11 protein-coding genes, 2 tRNA genes and 1 pseudogene are annotated in these 20,130 nt (G+C 66.6%); 6 read left to right on the top strand and 8 right to left on the bottom strand.

What is annotated here, in order from left to right; genetic code table 11:
• The first annotated feature begins 242 nt into the window (after positions 1-242).
• The 4 genes from lon to JTE92_RS19080 all read left to right on the top strand — a co-directional run bounded on the left by lon (position 243) and on the right by JTE92_RS19080 (position 5,266).
• On the top strand, positions 243-2,654 hold the full coding sequence (gene lon / locus JTE92_RS19065; RefSeq protein ID WP_063238680.1) for an endopeptidase La: 2,412 nt from the start codon (positions 243-245) through the stop codon (positions 2,652-2,654).
• 187 nt (positions 2,655-2,841) lie between these two features.
• Positions 2,842-2,917, top strand: a tRNA-Val gene (locus tag JTE92_RS19070).
• Between the two features lie 50 nt (positions 2,918-2,967).
• Positions 2,968-3,044 (top strand) — tRNA-Asp (locus tag JTE92_RS19075).
• A gap of 290 nt (positions 3,045-3,334) precedes the next feature.
• Positions 3,335-5,266 carry a SurA N-terminal domain-containing protein gene (locus tag JTE92_RS19080; protein ID WP_063238681.1) on the top strand — a complete coding sequence of 644 codons (1,932 nt, stop codon included), beginning with the start codon at positions 3,335-3,337 and terminating at the stop codon, positions 5,264-5,266.
• Positions 5,267-5,356: 90 nt separating this feature from the next.
• On the opposite strand, the gene JTE92_RS19085 is transcribed toward JTE92_RS19080, so the two are convergent.
• On the bottom strand, positions 5,357-6,043 hold the full coding sequence (locus JTE92_RS19085) for an arylesterase (RefSeq protein WP_167525692.1): 687 nt from the start codon (positions 6,041-6,043) through the stop codon (positions 5,357-5,359).
• Between JTE92_RS19085 and JTE92_RS19090 the strand changes: the two genes are divergently transcribed.
• Positions 6,042-6,740, top strand: a complete 699-nt coding sequence (locus JTE92_RS19090; protein WP_063238725.1) for an ABC transporter ATP-binding protein — start codon at positions 6,042-6,044, stop codon at positions 6,738-6,740. The two genes, JTE92_RS19085 and JTE92_RS19090, sit on opposite strands and share 2 nt — an antisense overlap.
• 10 nt (positions 6,741-6,750) lie before the next feature.
• On the opposite strand, the gene pgi is transcribed toward JTE92_RS19090, so the two are convergent.
• The 7 genes and pseudogenes from pgi to JTE92_RS19120 form a co-directional block, all read right to left on the bottom strand.
• Positions 6,751-8,394, bottom strand: a complete 1,644-nt coding sequence (gene pgi, locus JTE92_RS19095) for a glucose-6-phosphate isomerase (protein WP_063238683.1) — start codon at positions 8,392-8,394, stop codon at positions 6,751-6,753.
• A gap of 135 nt (positions 8,395-8,529) precedes the next feature.
• The gene (locus tag JTE92_RS19100; RefSeq protein ID WP_063238684.1) at positions 8,530-10,185 is read right to left on the bottom strand and encodes an NAD(P)H-hydrate dehydratase; all 1,656 of its coding nucleotides are present in this window, start codon (positions 10,183-10,185) and stop codon (positions 8,530-8,532) included.
• Positions 10,186-10,191: 6 nt separating this feature from the next.
• A pseudogene (locus JTE92_RS30475) lies at positions 10,192-10,374 on the bottom strand (D-amino acid dehydrogenase); the annotation flags it as partial.
• A gap of 3 nt (positions 10,375-10,377) precedes the next feature.
• Positions 10,378-11,688 (bottom strand): TRAP transporter large permease, encoded by a 1,311-nt coding sequence (locus tag JTE92_RS19105; protein ID WP_063238685.1) that lies wholly within the window; start codon positions 11,686-11,688, stop codon positions 10,378-10,380.
• A complete protein-coding gene (locus tag JTE92_RS19110) occupies positions 11,688-12,239 on the bottom strand; it encodes a TRAP transporter small permease subunit (RefSeq protein ID WP_063238686.1) in 552 nt (183 codons plus the stop codon). Before JTE92_RS19110 ends, JTE92_RS19105 begins: the two co-directional genes overlap by 1 nt.
• Positions 12,240-12,338: 99 nt before the next feature.
• On the bottom strand, positions 12,339-13,304 hold the full coding sequence (locus tag JTE92_RS19115) for a TRAP transporter substrate-binding protein (RefSeq protein WP_063238687.1): 966 nt from the start codon (positions 13,302-13,304) through the stop codon (positions 12,339-12,341).
• A gap of 117 nt (positions 13,305-13,421) precedes the next feature.
• The gene (locus JTE92_RS19120; RefSeq protein ID WP_063238688.1) at positions 13,422-14,786 is read right to left on the bottom strand and encodes an amidase; all 1,365 of its coding nucleotides are present in this window, start codon (positions 14,784-14,786) and stop codon (positions 13,422-13,424) included.
• A 367-nt stretch (positions 14,787-15,153) separates the two neighbouring features.
• Here JTE92_RS19120 and purL point away from each other — a divergent pair, with 367 nt between their 5' ends.
• The gene (gene purL, locus JTE92_RS19125; protein ID WP_063238689.1) at positions 15,154-19,200 is read left to right on the top strand and encodes a phosphoribosylformylglycinamidine synthase; all 4,047 of its coding nucleotides are present in this window, start codon (positions 15,154-15,156) and stop codon (positions 19,198-19,200) included.
• Positions 19,201-20,130 lie beyond the last annotated feature (930 nt).

Raw genomic sequence — 20,130 nt, forward strand, 5'->3', positions numbered from 1 at the left:
AACGGTGGTAAGTGTTTGGAACCACACCGGCAGCCAGGCGAGAAAGCCGTTCGCGTAGAAGCGAGCGGCTTTTTTTGTTTATTTCGACCGACGAGAAGGAGAAAACGCGGGTATGCTGTTTCAGAGGGGCCTGCAAGTGCAGGAAGCGGCATCTTCCTGTCTTGGTGAATCGATTGGCACGTATCTTGTAATCGAATCAGGCGGCCCAATTTACGCCTTAAATGACTGACTTGGGGAAAATGATGTCCGGAACACAACTCCTCCCGGCCGAGCCGATTCGCCTCCCATTGTTGCCGCTGCGCGACGTGGTGGTGTTTCCGCACATGGTGATCCCGCTGTTCGTGGGACGCCCGAAGTCCATCAAGGCGCTTGAGACTGCGATGGAGGCGGGCAAGAGCATCATGCTCGTAGCCCAGAAGACGGCGGCCAAGGACGAGCCGACCGCCGACGACCTGTACGAGGTCGGCTGCATCGCCAATATCCTGCAAATGCTGAAGCTGCCCGACGGTACCGTGAAGGTGCTGGTCGAGGGTACGCAGCGTGCCAATATCCGCGAGGTGAGCGAGGACGATTCGCACTTCATGTGCGAAGCCGTGCCCGTGCCGCCAGCACCTGGCGAAAGCGCCGAGACCGAGGCCTTGCGCCGCGCGATCGTGTCGCAGTTCGACCAGTACGTAAAGCTCAACAAGAAGATCCCGCCGGAGATCCTGACCTCGCTGTCGGGCATCGACGAGGCAGGGCGCCTGGCCGACACCATCGCCGCGCACCTGCCGATCAAGCTCGAGCAGAAGCAGAAGATCCTGGAGATGGTCAATGTGACCGAGCGCCTGGAAAGCCTGCTGTCGCAGCTCGAGGGCGAGATTGACATCCTGCAGGTGGAAAAGCGTATCCGCGGCCGCGTCAAGCGCCAGATGGAGAAGAGCCAGCGCGAGTACTACCTGAACGAGCAGGTCAAGGCCATCCAGAAGGAACTGGGCGAGGGCGAAGAAGGCGCCGACCTGGAAGAGCTCGACAAGCGCATCAAGGCCGCGCGCATGCCGAAGGAAGCCAAGAAAAAGGCCGACGCCGAGTTCAAGAAGCTCAAGCTGATGTCGCCGATGTCGGCCGAAGCCACCGTCGTGCGCAACTACATCGACACGCTGGTGAACCTGCCGTGGCGCAAGAAGAGCAAGGTCAACAATGACCTCGCCAACGCCGAGCGCGTGCTGGATGAAGACCACTACGGCCTGGAGAAGGTCAAGGAACGCATTCTCGAGTACCTCGCGGTGCAACAGCGCGTGGATAAGGTGAAGGCGCCGATCCTGTGCCTGGTCGGGCCGCCCGGCGTGGGCAAGACCTCGCTCGGCCAGTCGGTGGCGCGCGCGACGAACCGCAAGTTCGTGCGCATGGCGCTGGGTGGCGTGCGTGACGAGGCCGAGATCCGCGGCCACCGCCGTACCTACATCGGTTCGATGCCGGGCAAGATCCTGCAGAGCCTGTCCAAGGTCGGCGTGCGCAATCCGCTCTTCCTGCTCGACGAGATCGACAAGATGGGCATGGACTTCCGCGGCGATCCGTCGTCGGCGCTGCTCGAGGTGCTGGACCCGGAACAGAATCATACGTTCCAGGACCACTACATCGAGGTCGACTTCGACCTGTCCGACGTGATGTTCGTGGCGACGTCGAACTCGCTGAACATCCCGCCGCCGCTGCTCGACCGTATGGAAGTGATCCGCCTGTCGGGTTACACCGAGGACGAGAAGGTCAACATCGCCCAGCGCTACCTGCTGCCCAAGCAGATCAAGAACAATGGTCTGAAGGCGGGCGAGATCGAGGTTGCCGAAGACGCGATCCGCGACATCATCCGCTACTACACGCGTGAGGCGGGTGTGCGTTCGCTGGAACGCGAGGTGTCCAAGATCGCCCGCAAGGTGGTCAAGCTGCTGCTGCTGAAGAAGGAGTCGGGCACGATCCGGGTCGATTCCGAGAACCTGGACAAGTTCCTGGGCGTGCGCAAGTACGACTTCGGCCTGGCCGGCAAGGAAAACCAGGTTGGCCAGGTGACCGGCCTGGCGTGGACCGAGGTGGGCGGCGACCTGCTGACCATCGAAGCCGCGATCATGCCGGGCAAGGGCAACATCACGCGCACCGGCTCGCTGGGCGATGTGATGAAGGAGTCGGTCGAGGCCGCACGTTCGGTGGTGCGCTCGCGGGCACGCCGGCTGGGCATCACGGATGAGATGTTCGAGAAGCGCGACATCCACATCCACGTGCCGGAGGGTGCCACGCCCAAGGACGGTCCGTCGGCAGGCGGCGCGATGACCACGGCACTGGTGTCGGTGCTGACCGGCATCCCGGTGCGCGCGGATGTCGCCATGACCGGCGAGATCACGCTGCGCGGCGAGGTGCTGCCGATCGGTGGCCTCAAGGAGAAGCTGCTGGCGGCCCACCGTGGCGGCATCAAGCTGGTGCTGATCCCGGAGGAAAACGTCAAGGACCTGGCCGAGATCCCCGACAACGTGAAGAACGCCATCGAGATCGTGCCGGTCCGCTGGATCGACAAGGTGCTGGAACTGGCGCTCGAGCGCAAGCCCGAGCCGTTGCCGGAAGAGGATGCCAAGCCCGCTGACGTGGCGGACAAGGCTACGGCCAAGGTGGAGCGTCTGCACCACTGATCATCCAGGCAGCGTGAAATGAACGCCGCGGGGCAGCGATGCCCGGCGGCGTTTTTTTTATGCGCACAGCCTTGGCAAACTGAAATCTCCTGTATTACACTTGCGCCCTCGCAACGCAAACCACGGCAACTGCCGCGAGGTGCGAAGCGAAAGCAACCTGCAGGCAGCCTGCCTGCGATGGTCGGACGGGTGCTTAGCTCAGCTGGTAGAGCGGCGCCCTTACAAGGCGTAGGTCGGGGGTTCGAACCCCTCAGCACCCACCACGTTCCCCATCGCAAGCGCGGCAAACATGCGGCAGGAAGCAACCGACAAAGGAGTGGTAGTTCAGTCGGTTAGAATACCGGCCTGTCACGCCGGGGGTCGCGGGTTCGAGTCCCGTCCACTCCGCCAAGTTTCATGAAACGCCCGCGTATGCGGGCGTTTTTCATTTTGCGGAGTGGAGGAAGCCGCCTGCGCGGCTTCCGGCGGGAATCGAAGGGCTGCGCTTGCAAGCGCAGCCGCGGCCCGCGGGATGTGGGCGAGTCCCGTCCACTCCGCCAAGTTTCATGAAACGCCCGCGTATGCGGGCGTTTTTCATTTCCGGCTGCAAGTTTCCCGCCCTGCACAAAAGGTCCGCCCCCACCGGCTCCTGCTAGAATCGCGGAGTTTGTCTTTCGTGCCAATCCACTACCCGAATCCGCATGCTTGATTTCGTACGCAACAACCGGCGCCTGATGCTCTTGCTGCTGCTGGTGCTTGTTTTCCCGTCGTTCGTGTTTTTCGGCGTGGAGAGCTACTCGCGCTTCATGGACGGCTCGCACGATGCGGCCAAGGTCGATGGCCGGGCCATCAGCGTGCAGGAAGTCGACAACGTCGTGCGTGACCAGAGCGAGCGTGCGCGCCAGGTCCTGGGCAACAGCTACGATCCGCGCCAGTTCGAGGGCCCGGAAGCCCGCAAGGCGGTCCTGGACCAGCTGATCCTGCAGCGCGTGATGGCCAATACCGTGGCGCGCGAGCACCTGACCGTGTCGGATGCCAGGCTGCTCGAGGAAATCAGCAGCCTGCCGGCGATCGCCCAGCTGCCGCGCACGGCGGATGGCAAGATCGACGACAAGGCCTACCTGCAGCTGCTGCAGTCGCAGGGCATGACGCCCGAGCAGTTCGACGCACGCATGCGCTTCGAACTGGCAACGCAGCAACTGGGCGCCTCGGTGGCCGCAACGGCCTTCATGCCCAAGTCGCTGCTCGACCGCCTGATCGCCGTGCGCGACCAGCAGCGCGATGTGCAGGCGCTGCTGTTCAAGCCCGCCAGCTACACCGCCAGGGTGCAGCCCGATGCCGCCGCGCTGAAGGCTTACTATGACAGCCACCAGTCAGCCTTCTCGGTGCCGGAGCAGGCCAAGGTCGAGTACCTGGTGCTGTCGGGCGAAGCGCTTGCCGCGGCGCAGCCGGTCACGCCGGAAGAACTGAAGTCCTACTACGAGAGCAATATCGCGCGCTTCCGTACCGATGAGCAGCGCCGCGCCAGCCATATCCTGATCGCCGCGCCGAAGGACGCGCCGGCTGCCGAGCGCCAGGCTGCCAAGGACAAGGCCGCCAAGCTGCTGGACGAGCTGCGCAAGCATCCCGAGACCTTTGCCGACGTGGCGAAGAAGCAGTCGCAGGACCCGGGTTCGGCGGCGCAGGGCGGCGACCTCGGCTTCATGGGCCGGGGCGCGCTGGTCAAGCCGTTCGAGGACGCGATGTACGCGCTCAAGGATGGCCAGATCAGCAACGTGGTCGAGACCGACTACGGCTATCACCTCATCAAGCTGACCGGCATCAAGCCGTCGGAGACCAGGCCGCTTGAAGCCGTGCGCACCGAACTGGAAGCCGAGCTGCGCAAGCAGTTCGCCGACAAGAAGTTCGCCGAGCAGGCCGACGCCTTCGGCAACACGGTGTACGAACAGGCTGACAGCCTGAAGCCGGCCGCCGACAAGTACAAGCTGGCGATCCAGACCGCAGACAACGTGACGCGCCAGCCGAACCCGGCACTGGGCGCGCAGAACCCGCTCAACAACGAGAAGTTGCTGAAGGCACTGTTCAGCGAAGAGTCGATCCAGAAGAAGCGCAATACCGAAGCCGTCCAGGTCGCGCCGAACACGCTGGTGGCCGCCCGCATCGTCGACTATCGTCCGGCCACCGTGCGCAAGTACGAGGAAGTGGAAGCCAAGGTGCGCGAGGGCTATATCGCCCAGCAGGCCGCGGAGCTGGCCCGCAAGGATGGCGAGGCGCGCGTCGAGGCGCTGAAGAAGGCCGACAGCGCCGATGGCTTCGGCGCGGTGCAGACCGTGTCGCGCGCCAAGACCGATGGCGTGCCGCCGAAGGCGGTCGAGGCAGTGCTGCGGGCCGATGCCACCAAGCTGCCCGCTGTGGTCGGTGTCGACCTGGGCGCCGAGGGCTATGCCGTCTATCGCATCTCCAAGGTCAGCCAGCCGGCGCAGGCCAACCCGGCGCAACGCCAGGCCGAAGCGCAGCAACTGTCGCAGCTCGCCGGCCAGGCCGACCTGCAGGCCTTCTATGAAAGCCTGAAGGCGCGTTCCAAGGTCAAGCTGCTGGCGCCGGTGGGCACGCAGGCGCAGGGCGCGGAGTAAGGCTGGCACGCGCCACGCCACACGCCGTAAGCAAGAAACCCCTGCCATGGCGGCAGGGGTTTTTGTTTCTGGAAGCTTCGCCGCAGGCGTCTACTTGTCAGCGGTGCGCTTGAGCATCGGCTTGAGTTGCGGCCACACCGTCTCCAGCAGCGCCGGTTGCGCCTCGGCAGTGGGGTGGATGCGGTCCGGCTGGAACCAGTCCTGCCGGGCCATCACCCTGTCGAGGAAGAAGGGCACCAGCCGCACCTTGTATTCGCTGGCCAGCTTCGGATACAGCGAGAAGAACTTTTCGGTGTAGTCCTGGCCATAGTTGGGCGGGATGCGCATGCCGACCAGCAGCACGCCGGCACCGGCCTTCTGCGCGCTGCTGACGATCTGGCGCAGGTTGGACTCCGTGGTCTGCAGCGGCAGGCCGCGCAGGGCGTCGTTGGCACCCAGTTCCACCACCACGATGGCCGGCTTGTGCCGCGACAACAGGTCCGGCAAGCGGGTCTTGCCGCCGATGGTGGTCTCGCCGCTGATGCTGGCATTGACGACGTTATAATCGAAGCGCTCTTGCTTGAGCCGGTCTTGCAGCAGCGTGACCCAGCCGGTGCCGCGCGTGATGCCGTATTCGGCGGACAGGCTGTCGCCCAGCACCAGCAGCGCAGGCGCTGCGGCCTGTGCCGGCTGCATCCCGCCCAACATCGTCAGTGCCACCGCGGCTGCCAGCAGCAGCCTGCGCCTATTGCCCCGGATCACTGGGATCACTGGGATCACTCGGATCACTTTATCCATGTCCTCTTCCATTCTTGCCGTCGAGTCCCTTGGAAAGACCGTAGCCGACACGACAGGTTCGCTGACGATTTTGCACGACGTGTCGTTTTCCGTCACGCCGGGCGAAACGCTGGCCATCGTGGGTGCGTCCGGCTCGGGCAAGTCGACGCTGCTGGGGCTGCTGGCCGGGCTGGACCTGCCCAGCGCGGGCACGGTGCGCCTGCATGGGCAGGACCTGTATGCACTGGACGAGGACCAGCGCGCAGCACTGCGGGGCCGGCATGTCGGCTTTGTGTTCCAGTCATTCCAGCTGGTGGGGCACCTGACCGCGCTGGAAAACGTCATGCTGCCGCTGGAGTTGCGTGGTGAAACGTCGCAGGTGCGCGAGCGTGCGGTGGACATGCTGCAGCGCGTCGGCCTGGGTGCGCGCCTGAGTCACTATCCGCGCACGCTGTCGGGCGGCGAGCAGCAGCGCGTGGCGCTGGCACGCGCGTTCGTCGCGCGGCCTGACCTCCTTTTTGCCGACGAGCCGACCGGCAGCCTCGACACGGCCACCGGCGAGGCGGTGATCGCGCTGATGTTCGCGCTCAACCGCGACGCCGGTTCGACGCTGGTACTGGTGACGCATGACCGCTCGGTGGCGGCACGCTGCGGGCGCATCCTGACCATCGACGCCGGCCGGGTAGCCAGCGACGAATGGATGGGCGCAGAAGTCTGATGCCGATGCCTTAGCTGGCAGCGCCTGCCTTCAGGACCGCGCGGGCGCGCTCGATCAGCGCCGCGGTCGAGGCATCGTGCTGGCCGGTGCCGGTGCCGGTGAGCTCGGCTTCGATCGGCCGGGCCAGGATCTTGCCCAGCTCCACGCCCCACTGGTCGAACGAATTGATCTTCCACACCACGCCCTGTACGAAGGTGCGGTGCTCATAGAGCGCAATCAGCGCGCCCAGCACGTGCGGCGTCAGGTTCTCCATCAGCAGGGTATTGCTGGGGCGGTTGCCGTCGAACACCATATGCGCGATGCGCACTGCGTCGGTCAGGCCGGCGGCGCGCAGTTCGTCGGCGCTGCGGCCGCGCATCAGCGCCTCGGCCTGCGCGAAGCAGTTGGCGAGCAGCTTGGCGTGATGGCCCGGCAGCCGGCGCGGCGGCACCAGCGGCGCGACGAAATCCACCGGCACCACTTGCGAGCCCTGGTGAATCTGCTGGAAGTAGGCATGCTGGCCGTTGGTGCCGGCCGTGCCCCACACTACCGGCGAGGTATGCGTGCGCACGCGCTGCCCGTCGAGTTGCACGGACTTGCCGTTGCTCTCCATCTCCAGCTGCTGCAGGAAGGCGGGAAACAGCTCGAGCGAGGTCGAGTAGGGCGCCATGCAGCTGGTCGGCAGGTGCCAGAAATTGCGGTACCAGATGCCGAGCATCCCCAGGATCACCGGCATGTTGCGCTCCAGCGGCGCGGTGCGGAAGTGCTCGTCCATGGCGTGGCCGCCGGCGAGCAGGTCGGCAAAGGCGTTGAAGCCCACCGCCAGCGTGATCGACAGGCCGACCGATGACCACAGCGAGAAGCGCCCGCCGATCCAGTCCCAGAACTCGAACATGTTGGCGGGATCGATGCCGAACTCGCGCACGGCGTCGGTATTGGTCGAGACCGCGACGAAATGCTTGGCCAGGTCGCTCTCGGCCACCCCGCTGGCGATGAACCAGGCCCGCGCGCTGCGCGCATTGGCCATGGTTTCCAGCGTAGTGAAGGTCTTGGAACAGACGATCACCAGCGTGCGCTGCGGGTCGAGCCGCACCAGTGTTTCGGCGAGGTCGGTGCCGTCGACATTGGAGACGAAGTGCATGCGCGGGCCGGACTGGCCTTGCGTATCGGACAGATGCGACAGTGCGCGGCATACCATGCGCGGCCCGAGGTCGGAACCGCCGATGCCGATATTGATCACGTCCGTGATGCGTTCGCCCGTGGCGCCTTTCCACGCGCCGCTGCGCACCCGCCCGGAGAAGTCGCGCATGCGCACCAACACCTGCTGGATCGCCGGCATCACGCGCTCGCCGTCGACCTTGTAGCCATCGCCGGCGGTGGCGCGCAGCGCGACATGCAGCGCCGCGCGGTCCTCGGTGGTGTTGATATGCTCGCCGGCAAACATCGCGTCGCGCCGCTGCGGCACACCGGACTCGGCTGCCAGTTGCACCAGCAGCCGCATGGTCTCGGGCGTGATGCGGTTCTTCGAATAGTCGAGATAGAGGCCGGCGGCTTCCAGTGAAAACTGCGCGACGCGCTGCGTGCCTTCGGCATCGAACCACTCGCGCATCTGTGCATCGCGAATGGTGTCATGGTGCCGAAGCAGGGCGTTCCAGGCGTGAAGGTCTGTGGGCATGCAGGACAAGTCAGGTTGCAGGGGGCGCGAGCCGCGTCGCAGTCCGGAAGTATAGCGTCAGCGATGTGACTTTCCGGGCAGGCCGCCACGGCATATCGTTACCACTTGCAACATAGCAGCCGGCGTGCCAGCCAGCTATCGGACATTGTCTGACGGCCCGCCGGGACGGCTATCCGGCACTCCCTCCAAGCAACTCCCTCCAAGCAGGCGGTTGAACACGGCGCGCGCGGGCAGATACAGCTCGCTGGCGGTCACGCCCGCCGGTCCGGTGCCCTGCGCGACCAACTCGTCCGCAGCCTGGCCGTGGATCCATACCGCCGCCTGCGCGGCCGGCAGCGGCGGCATGCCTTGCGCCAGCAGTGCGCCGATCATGCCGGCCAGTACGTCGCCGGTGCCGGCGCTGGCCAGCGCGGCGTTGCCGGTCGGGTTCAGTGTGGCGGGACTGCCGTCCGGCGCCGCGATCACCGATCCCGAGCCCTTCAGTACGACCACCGCCTGCCACTGCGTGGCCAGCGCGGTGGCCGCCGCGATGCGGTCGCGCTGCACGTCTGCCACCGAGGTGCCTGTCAGGCGCGCCGCTTCAAGCGGGTGCGGCGTCATCACGCAGGGTGCGCGGGCGGCGGCCAGTGCGCCTGCATGGGCAGGATCGGCAGCGAGCAGGTTGAGCGCATCCGCGTCGAGCACAGTCGGCACCGGCGCCGTGGCAAGTGCCTGCAGCAGCCGCGCGAAGTGGCGCTGCGCCGTGGCGTCGGTGCCCAGTCCGGGGCCGATCACCAGTGCCGACATCGCGCCAGGCGCCAGGCCGTCCAGCGCATGCAGCATCAGTTCCGGATGCACCGGGTCGACCAGCGGCGCCGGCTGCGCAAGAAAGCCGATGTGGACCTTGCCCGCGCCCAGAAACTGCGCCGCGCGGGCGCCGAGCAGGGGCGCGCCCGTCATGCCATGGTTGCCGCCGATCACCGCCAGCGAGCCATGCGTGCCCTTGTTGCTGGCATGGTGCCGTCGCGGCAGCGCTGCGCCGAACAGCGCCGTGCCATTGGCCAGTGCATGCGGCGGTTCCGCGGGAGGGTAGTCGAGGCCGATCGGCGCGATGTCGACGGCGCCGGCGCAATCGCGGCCATCCAGCGTCAGCAGGCCGGGCTTGGCGGCAATGAAGGTCAGCGTGCGGCGGGCGCGGATCGCCGGTGCGCCGGCACCGCTGTCGGCGAACAGTCCGCTGGGAATATCGAGCGCGAATACGGGCAGCCCGCTGCGGTTGACCTGATCGATCCACCACGCCATGGCGCCGTTGGCCGCGCGGTTCAGCCCGATGCCGAGCAGGCCGTCGACAATGGCCGCGGCCTGCGGCGGCCAGTCGGGTGCGGGATCTGCCGCGGATGCCGGCATCGCTCCAGCTTCGCGTATCGGCACGCCTGCCGCCTGCGCCTGCTGCCATGCGATCGCCGCATCGGCCGGCAGCCGGGCCGGGTCCGCCGCGATCCATACCTGCACCGAGCGGCCCGCGCCGTGCAGCAGCGTCGCCGCCACCAGTGCGTCGCCACCGTTGTTGCCCGGCCCGGCAAGGAACAGCAATGGACCCGCTGGCGCATGCCGCGCCAGCCAGTCCGCGGCGGCGGCGCCGGCGCGCGACATCAGCGTGAACGAAGGCAGCCGTGCGAATGCGGTGTTCTCGATGCGGCGAATGGCGGCGACGTCGTACAGCGGGACAGGCAATGGCGAGGCGGCGTCGAACTCAAACCAGCCGTCGCCCTGGTCTTGCGGCGCGGCGGTGGAAGCGGCAGGGTGGCTCATGTGTGGCTATCCGGCAAGGCCAAGGCCATGGCGGTCCGGCAGCAGGCCCTCCATGTCGATGTCGGGCCTGCGTGCCGCGCCGGCGCTGGCGGCGATCTGGTCAGCCCCAATCTTGCCTGATCCGCAGCTCATCGCCCAGCCCGTCGAGCCGTGGCCGAGGTCAAGGAACAGGCCGGCGGCGCCTGGCCCATGCTATCTGACCTCCTGCCGCATGACCAGGTCAGGCAGCCACGTCACCACCTGCGGCCAGATCGTGACGATGGCGATGGCGACCACCATCATCATGAAGAACGGCAGCGAGACCCGGGCGATATAGTTGCTGTCCTTGCCGGTCATGCTCTGCAGCACGAACAGGTTGAACCCGACCGGCGGCGTCACCTCGGCGATCTCCACCAGCAGCACGATGAAGATGCCGAACCAGACCAGGTCGAAGCCGGCGGCCTGCACCATCGGCAGCACCGTGGCGGTGGTCAGCGCGATCATCGAGATGCCGTCCAGCGCGGTGCCGAGCACGATGTAGATCACCGTCAGCACCGCGATCAGCGCCCACGGCGACAGCTGCAGCGCGGCCACCCACTCGGCCAGCGCGCGCGGGATGCCGGTAAAGCTCATCGTCACCGACAGGAACGAGGTGGCGCCGAGCACGAACATGATCATCGCCGTCAGGCGCGTCGCCGACATCAGGCTGTCCCAGAACGCTGCACGCGTCAGCGAGCCACCGGCCCACGCCAGCCCCAGCGACGCCACCACGCCATAGGCCGCGGCTTCGGTCGCGGTGGCGTAGCCGGTGACCATGACCCCCGCGATAAAGGCGATCAGCACGATGCACGGCAGCAGCTGCCGGAGCGATACCAGCCGGGCATGCCAGTCGAAGCGGTCGGGCGCCGGGGTCTTGCCCGGGTTGGCCAGGGCCCAGACAACGATATAGCCGGAGAACAGCAGCATCAGCAGCAGCCCGGGGATAAAGCCTGCCAGGAACACGCGGATGATCGACACGTCCGCCGACACCGCATACACCACCATCGTGATCGACGGCGGGATCAGGATGCCCAGCGTGCCCGCGCACGACAGCGAGCCGAGCGTGGTGCCCTCGTCGTAGCCGCGCCGCGTCAGCTCCGGCAACGCGGATTTGGCGATGGTGGCGCACGTTGCCGCAGACGACCCCGACACCGAGCCGAAGATGCCGCAACCCAGGATGTTGACGTGCATCAGCCGCCCCGGCAGCCAGTTCAGCCATGGCGACAGGCCGCTGAACATCTGCTCGGACAGCCTGGTGCGGAACAGGATCTCGCCCATCCAGACAAAGAGCGGCAGCGAGGCCAGCGTGTATGACGCGCTCGACGACCACCACGCGTTGGCCAGGCTCACCAGCGCCTCGCGGTCGGAAAACACCACCAGCCCGATCCACGACGTGACCGCGATCGCCACCGGGATCCACGCGCCGATCGCCAGGAACACGATCATCACCAGCAGCAGGACCAATGCAACCAGGACTGTGCTCATCAGACCGTCTCCCCGAAATCGCCGGCGGCGAGCTTGGCTTCCTGCGCCAGCTGGTAGCGCGGCTTCTGCCGGCGCAGCACGCGCAGCCATTCATCGGCCACCGCCAGCAGGAAGCCGATGATGCCCAGCACCGCGAAGCTCTGCGGCATCCACAACGGGATCACGATCTGTCCCTGCGAGACATCGCCGATGTCCCAGCTTTGCCAGGCGAAGGTGCCCAGCGCCCAGGCCGCGTAGGCGGCAAAGGCCAGGCAGACTGTCAGCGAGACCACCTCCAGCACCCAGCGCCGGCGTGGCCCGACGGCTTCGAGCAGCATTTCCACGCGCACGATGCCGCCGTGCTGGAACGTCTGGCCGAGCACGAGGAAGGCGGAGGCCGCGCACAGCCAGGCGACGATATCGTCGCCGCCCTTGAAGATCACCGCGGTCTCGCGCGACAGCGACATCAGGATCATGATCACGCACACGGCGAGAATGCAGAGCGCGCCGAGCACGGCGAACAGGTCGAGCAGGCGGTCGAGCCAGCGCTTGGGGAGTGGGGCAGTCGGCATGATGGCAGCCTCAGGAAGGAGGGGGGCCCCCGCCATGCCAGCCTGCACGGCGTGGCGGGAGGCTGCGGTGCTGGGTGACTTGCTTACTTGCCTACTTGCCTACTTGCGATAGGCGTTGAGGATGGCCTTGCCGTCATCACCCGCGGTCTTGGCCCAGTCGTCCACCATGGTCTGGCCGACCTTCTGCATGTCGGCCTTGAGCTGCGGCGTGGGCGGCTGCACCGTCATGCCGTTCTTCGACAAGGTGGCCAGGTACTCCCTGGTCTTCTGCTCCGAGACCTGCCAGCCGCGCTTCTCGGCGTCGGCAACGGCCTTGAGCAGGGCGTCCTGCGTGGGCTTGTCCAGCGCCGCGAAGGCCTTCTTGCTGACCACCAGCATGTTCTTGGGCAGCCACGCATCCACGGTGTAGAAGTACTTCACGCTTTCCCACACCTTGGTATCGACCCCGGTGGCGCCCGACGACATGAACGAGTTGACCGTACCGGTGGCCAATGCCTGCGCCAGGTCCGCCGCCTGGATCGTCACCGGCTGGGCGCTGACCAGTTCGGCGATGCGCGAGGTGGCCGGGTTGTAGGCGCGCCACTTCAGCCCCCTCATGTCGGCGGCCGAGTTGATCGGCTTGTTGGCGTAGATGCCCTGGGGCGGCCATGCCACCGCATAGAGCAGCTTCATGCCCTGCTTGTCGAGCACCTTCTCGGTGACCGGGCGCGATGCCTGCCACAGCTTGTAGGCATCGGTGTAGCTGGTGGCCAGGAACGGCACCGCATCGACGCCGAACACGGGGTTCTCGTTGGCCAGCAACGACATCAGGATCTCGCCCATCTGCACCTGGCCGGTCTGCACGCCGCGCTTGATCTCGTTGGCCTTGAGCAGCGAGCCGTTGGGATGCAGCACGATCTTGAGCTTGCCGCCGGTCGCCTTGTCGACGTCGTTGGCCATCTGCTGCAGGTTTTCCGTATGCAGGTTGCCCGCCGGGTAGCCGGTAGGCAAATCCCACTTGGTATCCGCCTGTGCCGTCATGGCGGCCAGCGCCAGGCCGGCTGCAACGATTGCCTTGACTCGCATCTCGATCTCTCCTGGTGCGCGCGCGGGGGCGCGGTTGTACAGCTGGTCTGCGTACTACCTGGTGCCTTCCGCGGCGGGGGCCGCGGTCAGCGCAAGATCAACGGCGCGGCGGTGGTCTCAGTCGTCGCGCGAAGACGGTTGCACGATCCGTTCCAGCGCAAGGGCCGTGCCCAGCAGTCCGGCATCGCGCATCGGGCCGTGCGACAGCATCAGCCCCACTGGCAGCTCGTCCGGCGCGTGGCAGGGCAGCGAGATCGAGCAGCCGTCGAAGAAGTTGAAGGCCGAGGTGTTGCGCAGCAGCAGGGCATTGACGCGGAAGAACTGCGCGTCGTCGGTGCGCAGCGGCGCGATCTCGGGGGCGACCATCGGCACGGTCGGGCACACCACGGCGTCGAAGCTGGCCAGGCGCGCTTCCATGCGGGCGATCCAGTCGAGGCGGGCGCGGCCCAGGTCGATATAGTCGGCCGCGCTGACCGTTGCGCCGCGGTCGATGCGCGAGGCCACGCGCGGGTCGTACAGCTCACGCTTGCCGGCCAGCACATGGCGGTGAATGGCATAGGCCTCGGGCGCGCTGAAGCCGCCCTGTGCGTTCAGGGCAGCGAGTTCGCCGAGCTCGGGCAGGTCGACATGTTCCAGCTGCACGCCGGCGGCGGACAGGCGGCCGAGCGCACGGTCGAAGGCGCGGGCAACGACGGGATCGAGATCGTCCAGCAGGTACTGGCGGGGAATTGCCAGCCGCGTCGCCGACGGGCCGGTGACGCGCGGCAGCACCGCAAGATCGGCGATCACGGCATCGACCGCGACGCAGTCGCCGACCGTGCGCGCCATGGCGCACGCGGTGTCGAGCGTGTACGACAACGGGAAGGCACCGGTCAGCGGCACGCGCCGGGCAGTCGGCTTGAAGCCGGTGATGCCGCACAGCGCGGCGGGGATGCGGATCGAGCCGCCGGTATCGCTGCCAAGCGCCGCGACCGCCAGCCCGAGCGCCACCGACACCGCCGCGCCCGACGACGAACCGCCGGGAATGCGCGGCGTGCCGGGCTCGCTGGCCGGATTGACCGGCGTGCCGTAGTGGGGGTTGATGCCGACGCCGGAGAAGGCGAACTCCGTCATATTGGTGCGGCCGACGATGGCGGCACCCGCCTGGCGCAGGCGCGCCACCACGGTCGCGTCCGCCGTCGCCGGGGCGGCATCCTGGCGCACGACCGAGGCCGCGCGCGTGACTTCGCCCGCGACGTCATAGAGGTCTTTCACCGAGACCGGCAGGCCGGCCAGCGGGTGCAGCGTCTTGCCGGCGCCGCTGGCGGCATCGGCGGCGCGCGCCACCTGCGCGGCGGCCTCGAAGGTGCTGTGCAGGAACACCGCCTCGGCGGCGGGCCCGGCTGCCGCGGCGGCGGCCTGCTCGAGGATCGCCGCGCGGCTGGTGGCGCCCTCGCGCAGGCGGGTGTTCAGGGTATCGAGATCGGGAAGCATGAATGGCATGGGCGCGGGGTTGCGGTACCGGGGGTGGTGACCATGCTCATAATTCGCGAATCAAGTGTCAAGCTAAAAATGCCGAATGGCGCGCATAAGCGCCGCCTGCCGTGCACGGCAGGGGAGCCTCGGGGAGTCTCGGCTCGACGGTTGTGCATGCCGCTTGAGCGATAAATTGCGCAAAGTGATGCATGAGCATTATCACAATTCCATGTAACACGGCGCCGCCGTGATGGCGCAATGCAAAATCCCCCTCCCGGCAAGGTACAATAGCGGTTTCCCGCCAGCCGGACACCCCATGCAGCGTTGCCGGCCAAGCAGCAGCCATTACCCAGGCTTTCCCAGCCTTACTCCACGCCTCCCGACCGCTACGATCATGGCGCATTTCTCGTGCTTCCCCGGCGCTTTGGCGCTTTCCGCCTTCCGTCAGCAACGCCTGCTCACCGCCCTGCGGCAAATCGATGCCGATATCGAATCGGTGCACGGCCAGTTCCTGCATTTTGTTGACGCGCAGACGCCGCTGTCGGCCGACGAGCAGTCGCGCGTGGCGGCGCTGCTGACCTACGGCGCACCGTTCGCCGAGCAGCCCGAGGGCGACCGCTTCGTGGTGATCCCGCGCTTCGGCACGATCTCGCCGTGGGCCAGCAAGGCGACCGACATTGCCCACAATTGCGGCCTGACGCACATCCACCGCATCGAGCGCGGCATCGAGATCACCGTGGTCTGCAAGAAGGGCCTGCTGCGCGGCCGCAAGTCGCTGGACGCGGACACCCGCGCCGCCGTCGCCGCGCACCTGTTCGACCGCATGACCGAGACCGTGGTGGCCTCGCGTGACGATGCCGCCGCCCTGTTCCAGGAACTGCCGGCCAAGCCGCTGCGCTTTATCGACATCTCCGCCGGCCGCAGCGCGCTGGCCGCGGCCAACGTCGAGATGGGCCTGGCGCTGTCCGAGGACGAGATCGACTACCTGGTCGACGCCTACGCCAAGCTCGAGCGCAACCCGACCGACGTCGAGTTGATGATGTTCGCGCAGGCCAACAGCGAACACTGCCGCCACAAGATCTTCAACGCCACCTGGACCATCGACGGCGTGCAGCAGGACAAGTCGCTGTTCGCGATGATCCGCAATACGCACCAGCTCAATCCGCAGGGCTCGATCGTGGCCTACTCGGACAACTCGGCGGTGATGGAAGGCGACGTGGCCGAGCGCTGGTTCCCGCGCGGCAATGACCACAAGTACGGTCGCCACGAGGCGCTCACGCACACGCTGATGAAGGTGGAGACGCACAACCACCCGACCGCGATCTCGCCGTTCCCGGGCGCCTCCACCGGCGCCGGCGGTGAAATCCGCGACGAAGGCGCGACCGGCCGCGGCGCCAAGCCCAAGGCCGGCCTGACCGGCTTCACGGTGTCCAACCTGATGCTGCCGGATGCCGTCGAATCGTGGGAGAACGACCGCGACGCCGCCCAGCCGGTGGCGCACCGCAATCCCGACGACAAGCCCGGCGTGACCGGCAAGCCCGACCGCATCGCCTCGCCGCTGCAGATCATGATCGATGGCCCGCTGGGCGGCGCCGCGTTCAACAATGAATTCGGCCGCGCCAACCTGGGCGGCTACTTCCGCGTCTACGAGCAGAACGTGGGCGGCACCGTGCGCGGCTACCACAAGCCGATCATGATCGCGGGCGGCATCGGCAATATCGATGCCGGGCACACGCACAAGAACCCGCTGCCGGCCGGCACGCTGCTGATCCAGCTGGGTGGCCCGGGCATGCGCATCGGCATGGGCGGCGGCGCCGCCAGCTCGATGGCGACCGGCACCAATACCGCCGACCTGGACTTCGATTCGGTCCAGCGCGGCAACCCCGAGATGGAGCGCCGCGCGCAGGAAGTGATCAATGCCTGCTGGCAGCTCGGCGACGCCAACCCGATCCTGTCGATCCACGACGTCGGCGCGGGCGGCATCTCCAACGCCTTCCCTGAACTGGTCGACGGCGCCGACCGCGGCGCGCGCTTCGACCTGCGCCAGGTGCACCTGGAAGAATCCGGCCTGTCGCCGGCGGAAATCTGGTGCAACGAGTCGCAGGAGCGCTATGTGCTGGCGATCGCGCCGGACAGCTTCCCGCAGTTCCAGGCCATGTGCGAACGCGAGCGTTCGCCGTTCGCCGTGGTCGGCATCGCCACCGAGGAAAAGCAGCTGCAGCTGGTCGACGCCAGCGTCGACGCCGCGCTCAAGGAACATTACGCGGTCAACATGCCGATGGACGTGCTGCTGGGCAAGCCGCCGCGCATGCACCGCGACGTCAAGCGCGTCGAGCAAGAGCTGCCGGCCGTCGATGTGACCGGCATCAGCCTGGAGCAGGCCGTGCGCGACGTGCTGCGTCATCCGACCGTGGCCAGCAAGTCGTTCCTGATCTCGATCGGCGACCGTACCGTGGGCGGCATGAACGCACGCGATCAGATGGTCGGTCCGTGGCAGGTGCCGGTGGCCGACGTGGCCGTGACCACGCTGGACTACAAGGGCAATGCGGGCGAGGCGATGACCATGGGCGAGCGCACGCCGCTGGCCGTGATCGATGCCCCGGCTTCCGGCCGCATGGCGATCGGCGAGGCGCTGACCAACCTGGCCGCCGCGCCGGTCAAGGACCTGGGCAAGGTCAAGCTGTCGGCCAACTGGATGGCCGCCTGCGGCGTCGAAGGTGAAGACGCCAAGCTGTACGACACCGTGCATGCCGTCGGCATGGAGCTGTGCCCGGCGCTGGGCATCAGCATCCCGGTGGGCAAGGATTCGCTGTCGATGCGCACCAAGTGGCAGGACGAGGGCGTCGACAAGGAAGTGGTGGCGCCGGTATCGCTGATCATCTCGGCCTTTGCCGCGGTGGACGACGTCAACCGCACGCTGACGCCGCAACTGCGCACCGACGCCGGCGACACCGTGCTGATCGCCGTCGACCTGAGCCGCGGCAAGAACCGCATGGGCGGCAGCATCCTGGCGCAGGTCACGCAGCAGGTGGGCGACAGCGCGCCGGACGTCGACAACGCCGAAGACCTGAAGAACTTCTTCAACGTGGTCCAGCGCCTGAACCGCGAGGGCAAGCTGCTGGCCTACCACGACCGTTCCGATGGCGGCTTCATCGCCACGCTGGCCGAGATGGCCTTTGCCGGCCACTGTGGCGTGTCGCTGAACGTCGACATGCTGGCGCTCGATCCGCAGCAGGAGCAGGACTACGGCGACGCCAAGAACTGGGCCCAGCAGATCGCCGAGCGCCGCAACGACCAGACCCTGCGCGCGCTGTTCTCGGAAGAACTGGGCGCGGTGGTGCAGGTGCGCCTGCAGGACCGCGATGCGGTCTTCGCGGTGCTGCGCGAGGCTGGCCTTTCCGCATGCAGCCATGTGGTCGGCAAGCCCAACACCACCGACCAGGTGGAGATCTACCGCGATGCCAAGAAGGTGTTCGGTGCGTCGCGTACTGACCTGCAGCGCAACTGGAGCGAAGTCAGCTGGCGTATCGCGCGCCTGCGCGACAACCCGGCCTGCGCGGACAGCGAGTACGACCGCCTGCTGGATGCTGCCGATCCTGGCATCAGCCCGGTGCTGACGTTCGATCCGGCGGAGGACATCGCCGCGCCGTTCATTGCTACCGGCGCGCGTCCGCGCGTGGCGATCCTGCGGGAGCAGGGCGTCAACTCGCAGATCGAGATGGCCTACAGCATGGATCGGGCGGGTTTTGACACGCATGACGTGCATATGAGCGACCTGATCGCCGGTCGCGCCAACCTGGCTGACTTCAGCGGCTTTGTCGCCTGCGGCGGCTTCAGCTACGGCGACGTGCTGGGCGCGGGCGAGGGTTGGGCCAAGACCATCCTGTTCAATGCGCAGATGGCCGAGCAGTTCGCGGCGTTCTTCAATCGCCAGGACACGTTTGCGCTGGGCGTGTGCAATGGTTGCCAGATGATGAGCAACCTGGCGCCGATCATTCCGGGTGCGGGGGCGTGGCCGCAGTTCACGCGCAACCAGTCGGAGCAGTACGAGGCGCGTTACGTCACGGTGGAGGTGCAGTCGTCGCCGTCGATCTTCTTTGCCGGCATGGAAGGCAGCCGCCTTCCTATCGTGGTTGCACATGGTGAAGGGTTTGCGGACTTCTCGCAGCAGGGGGATATCGGGAATACCAAGGTGGCGCTGCGGTTTGTTGATAACTACGGCGCGGTGACGCAGAGCTATCCGTTGAACCCGAATGGTTCGCCTGATGGCATTACCTCGGTGACTACCGTCGATGGCCGCTTTACCGTGCTGATGCCGCATCCGGAGCGGGTGTTCCGTGCTGCGACGATGAGCTGGGCGCCGGATGCCTGGAAGCAGGTTGGCGATGGTGGTAGCCCGTGGATGCGGATGTTCAGGAATGCGAGGAAGTGGGTGGGGTAAGGCTTGGGGTCTGTCTTACGCCTAGGGACCTCGCTATTGGTGACATGCTGTCGGCCGTTGAAGCGCCTGGTTCCGCCCTCCTGGGCGGGTCACTTTTTGGCCGAGCGCCAAAAAGTAACCAAAAAGCGCGTCGCCTGAGCGGCTGGCTATCAAGTTGGCGGTGTGGGTGGTTCGGGCGGCGGTGATTTCCGTTTGGGCTTCTTGGCCGTTCGAGCCTGCTAACGCCAGGTGATTCAGGGCCTGTGCCTAGCGTTAACCGGCTATTGAACGATCCCCATGCCGGGCGTAGGCCGCCTGCTGCATGCCATATCGGTGGGACGCCTTCGGCTGCGCTACGCGCCGGCCCTAATGTGGCAGCGCGACGATCTCACCCTGGCCATCGCCGTCGCCGCCCCAGCGAGCGAAGCGATGCGGATTCGTGCCGGGGCACCTCACCCGCAAGACTGAGCCGCGCGCAGCGCAGCCGTAGGCGATGATGCGATACCGCAGGTAGCAGGCGGCCTACACCCGTCCTGGGGATGGTTCAAAAGTCGGGATTCGTCAGGCACCCACACTCACTCACCTGGCGTAGCAGGCTGGCATCGCGACCACGCCTCACTGAAACCAAAATCGCAATCTAACCAGAAGCGCCAAATTGGCTCAGCCAGCCGCAGGCGACGCGCTTTTTGGTTACTTTTTGGCGCTCGGCCAAAAAGTGACCCGCCCAGGAGGGCGGAACCAGGCGGTTCAACGGCCGACAGCATGCCACCAACTGCGATAGCAAGCGCTAAAACAGCCGACAGCATGTCACCAGCGGCGAGCGCCGTCGACAATCTACAAAAACCAACTCACCCCAAAACCTACGCCATCAACCTAGAACTCCAAGACGCATACGCATAAGTCAACATCCGCCCCGACTCAAAGCCGGGTGCAGGCTTGATTTCACCCCGA

Source organism: Cupriavidus oxalaticus (assembly GCF_016894385.1).
GTDB lineage: Bacteria > Pseudomonadota > Gammaproteobacteria > Burkholderiales > Burkholderiaceae > Cupriavidus > Cupriavidus oxalaticus.

Bases quoted from the DNA above. Each gene is read 5' to 3' on its own strand.
- JTE92_RS19080 (WP_063238681.1), top strand. From the start codon at position 3,335: ATGCTTGATTTCGTACGCAACAACCGGCGCCTGATGCTCTTGCTGCTG.
- JTE92_RS19115 (WP_063238687.1), bottom strand. From the start codon at position 13,304: ATGCGAGTCAAGGCAATCGTTGCAGCCGGCCTGGCGCTGGCCGCCATG.
- JTE92_RS19085 (WP_167525692.1), bottom strand. From the start codon at position 6,043: ATGGATAAAGTGATCCGAGTGATCCCAGTGATCCCAGTGATCCGGGGC.
- JTE92_RS19110 (WP_063238686.1), bottom strand. From the start codon at position 12,239: ATGCCGACTGCCCCACTCCCCAAGCGCTGGCTCGACCGCCTGCTCGAC.
- JTE92_RS19105 (WP_063238685.1), bottom strand. From the start codon at position 11,688: ATGAGCACAGTCCTGGTTGCATTGGTCCTGCTGCTGGTGATGATCGTG.
- lon (WP_063238680.1), top strand. From the start codon at position 243: ATGTCCGGAACACAACTCCTCCCGGCCGAGCCGATTCGCCTCCCATTG.
- JTE92_RS19100 (WP_063238684.1), bottom strand. From the start codon at position 10,185: ATGAGCCACCCTGCCGCTTCCACCGCCGCGCCGCAAGACCAGGGCGAC.
- JTE92_RS19120 (WP_063238688.1), bottom strand. From the start codon at position 14,786: ATGCCATTCATGCTTCCCGATCTCGATACCCTGAACACCCGCCTGCGC.
- pgi (WP_063238683.1), bottom strand. From the start codon at position 8,394: ATGCCCACAGACCTTCACGCCTGGAACGCCCTGCTTCGGCACCATGAC.
- JTE92_RS19090 (WP_063238725.1), top strand. From the start codon at position 6,042: ATGTCCTCTTCCATTCTTGCCGTCGAGTCCCTTGGAAAGACCGTAGCC.
- purL (WP_063238689.1), top strand. From the start codon at position 15,154: ATGGCGCATTTCTCGTGCTTCCCCGGCGCTTTGGCGCTTTCCGCCTTC.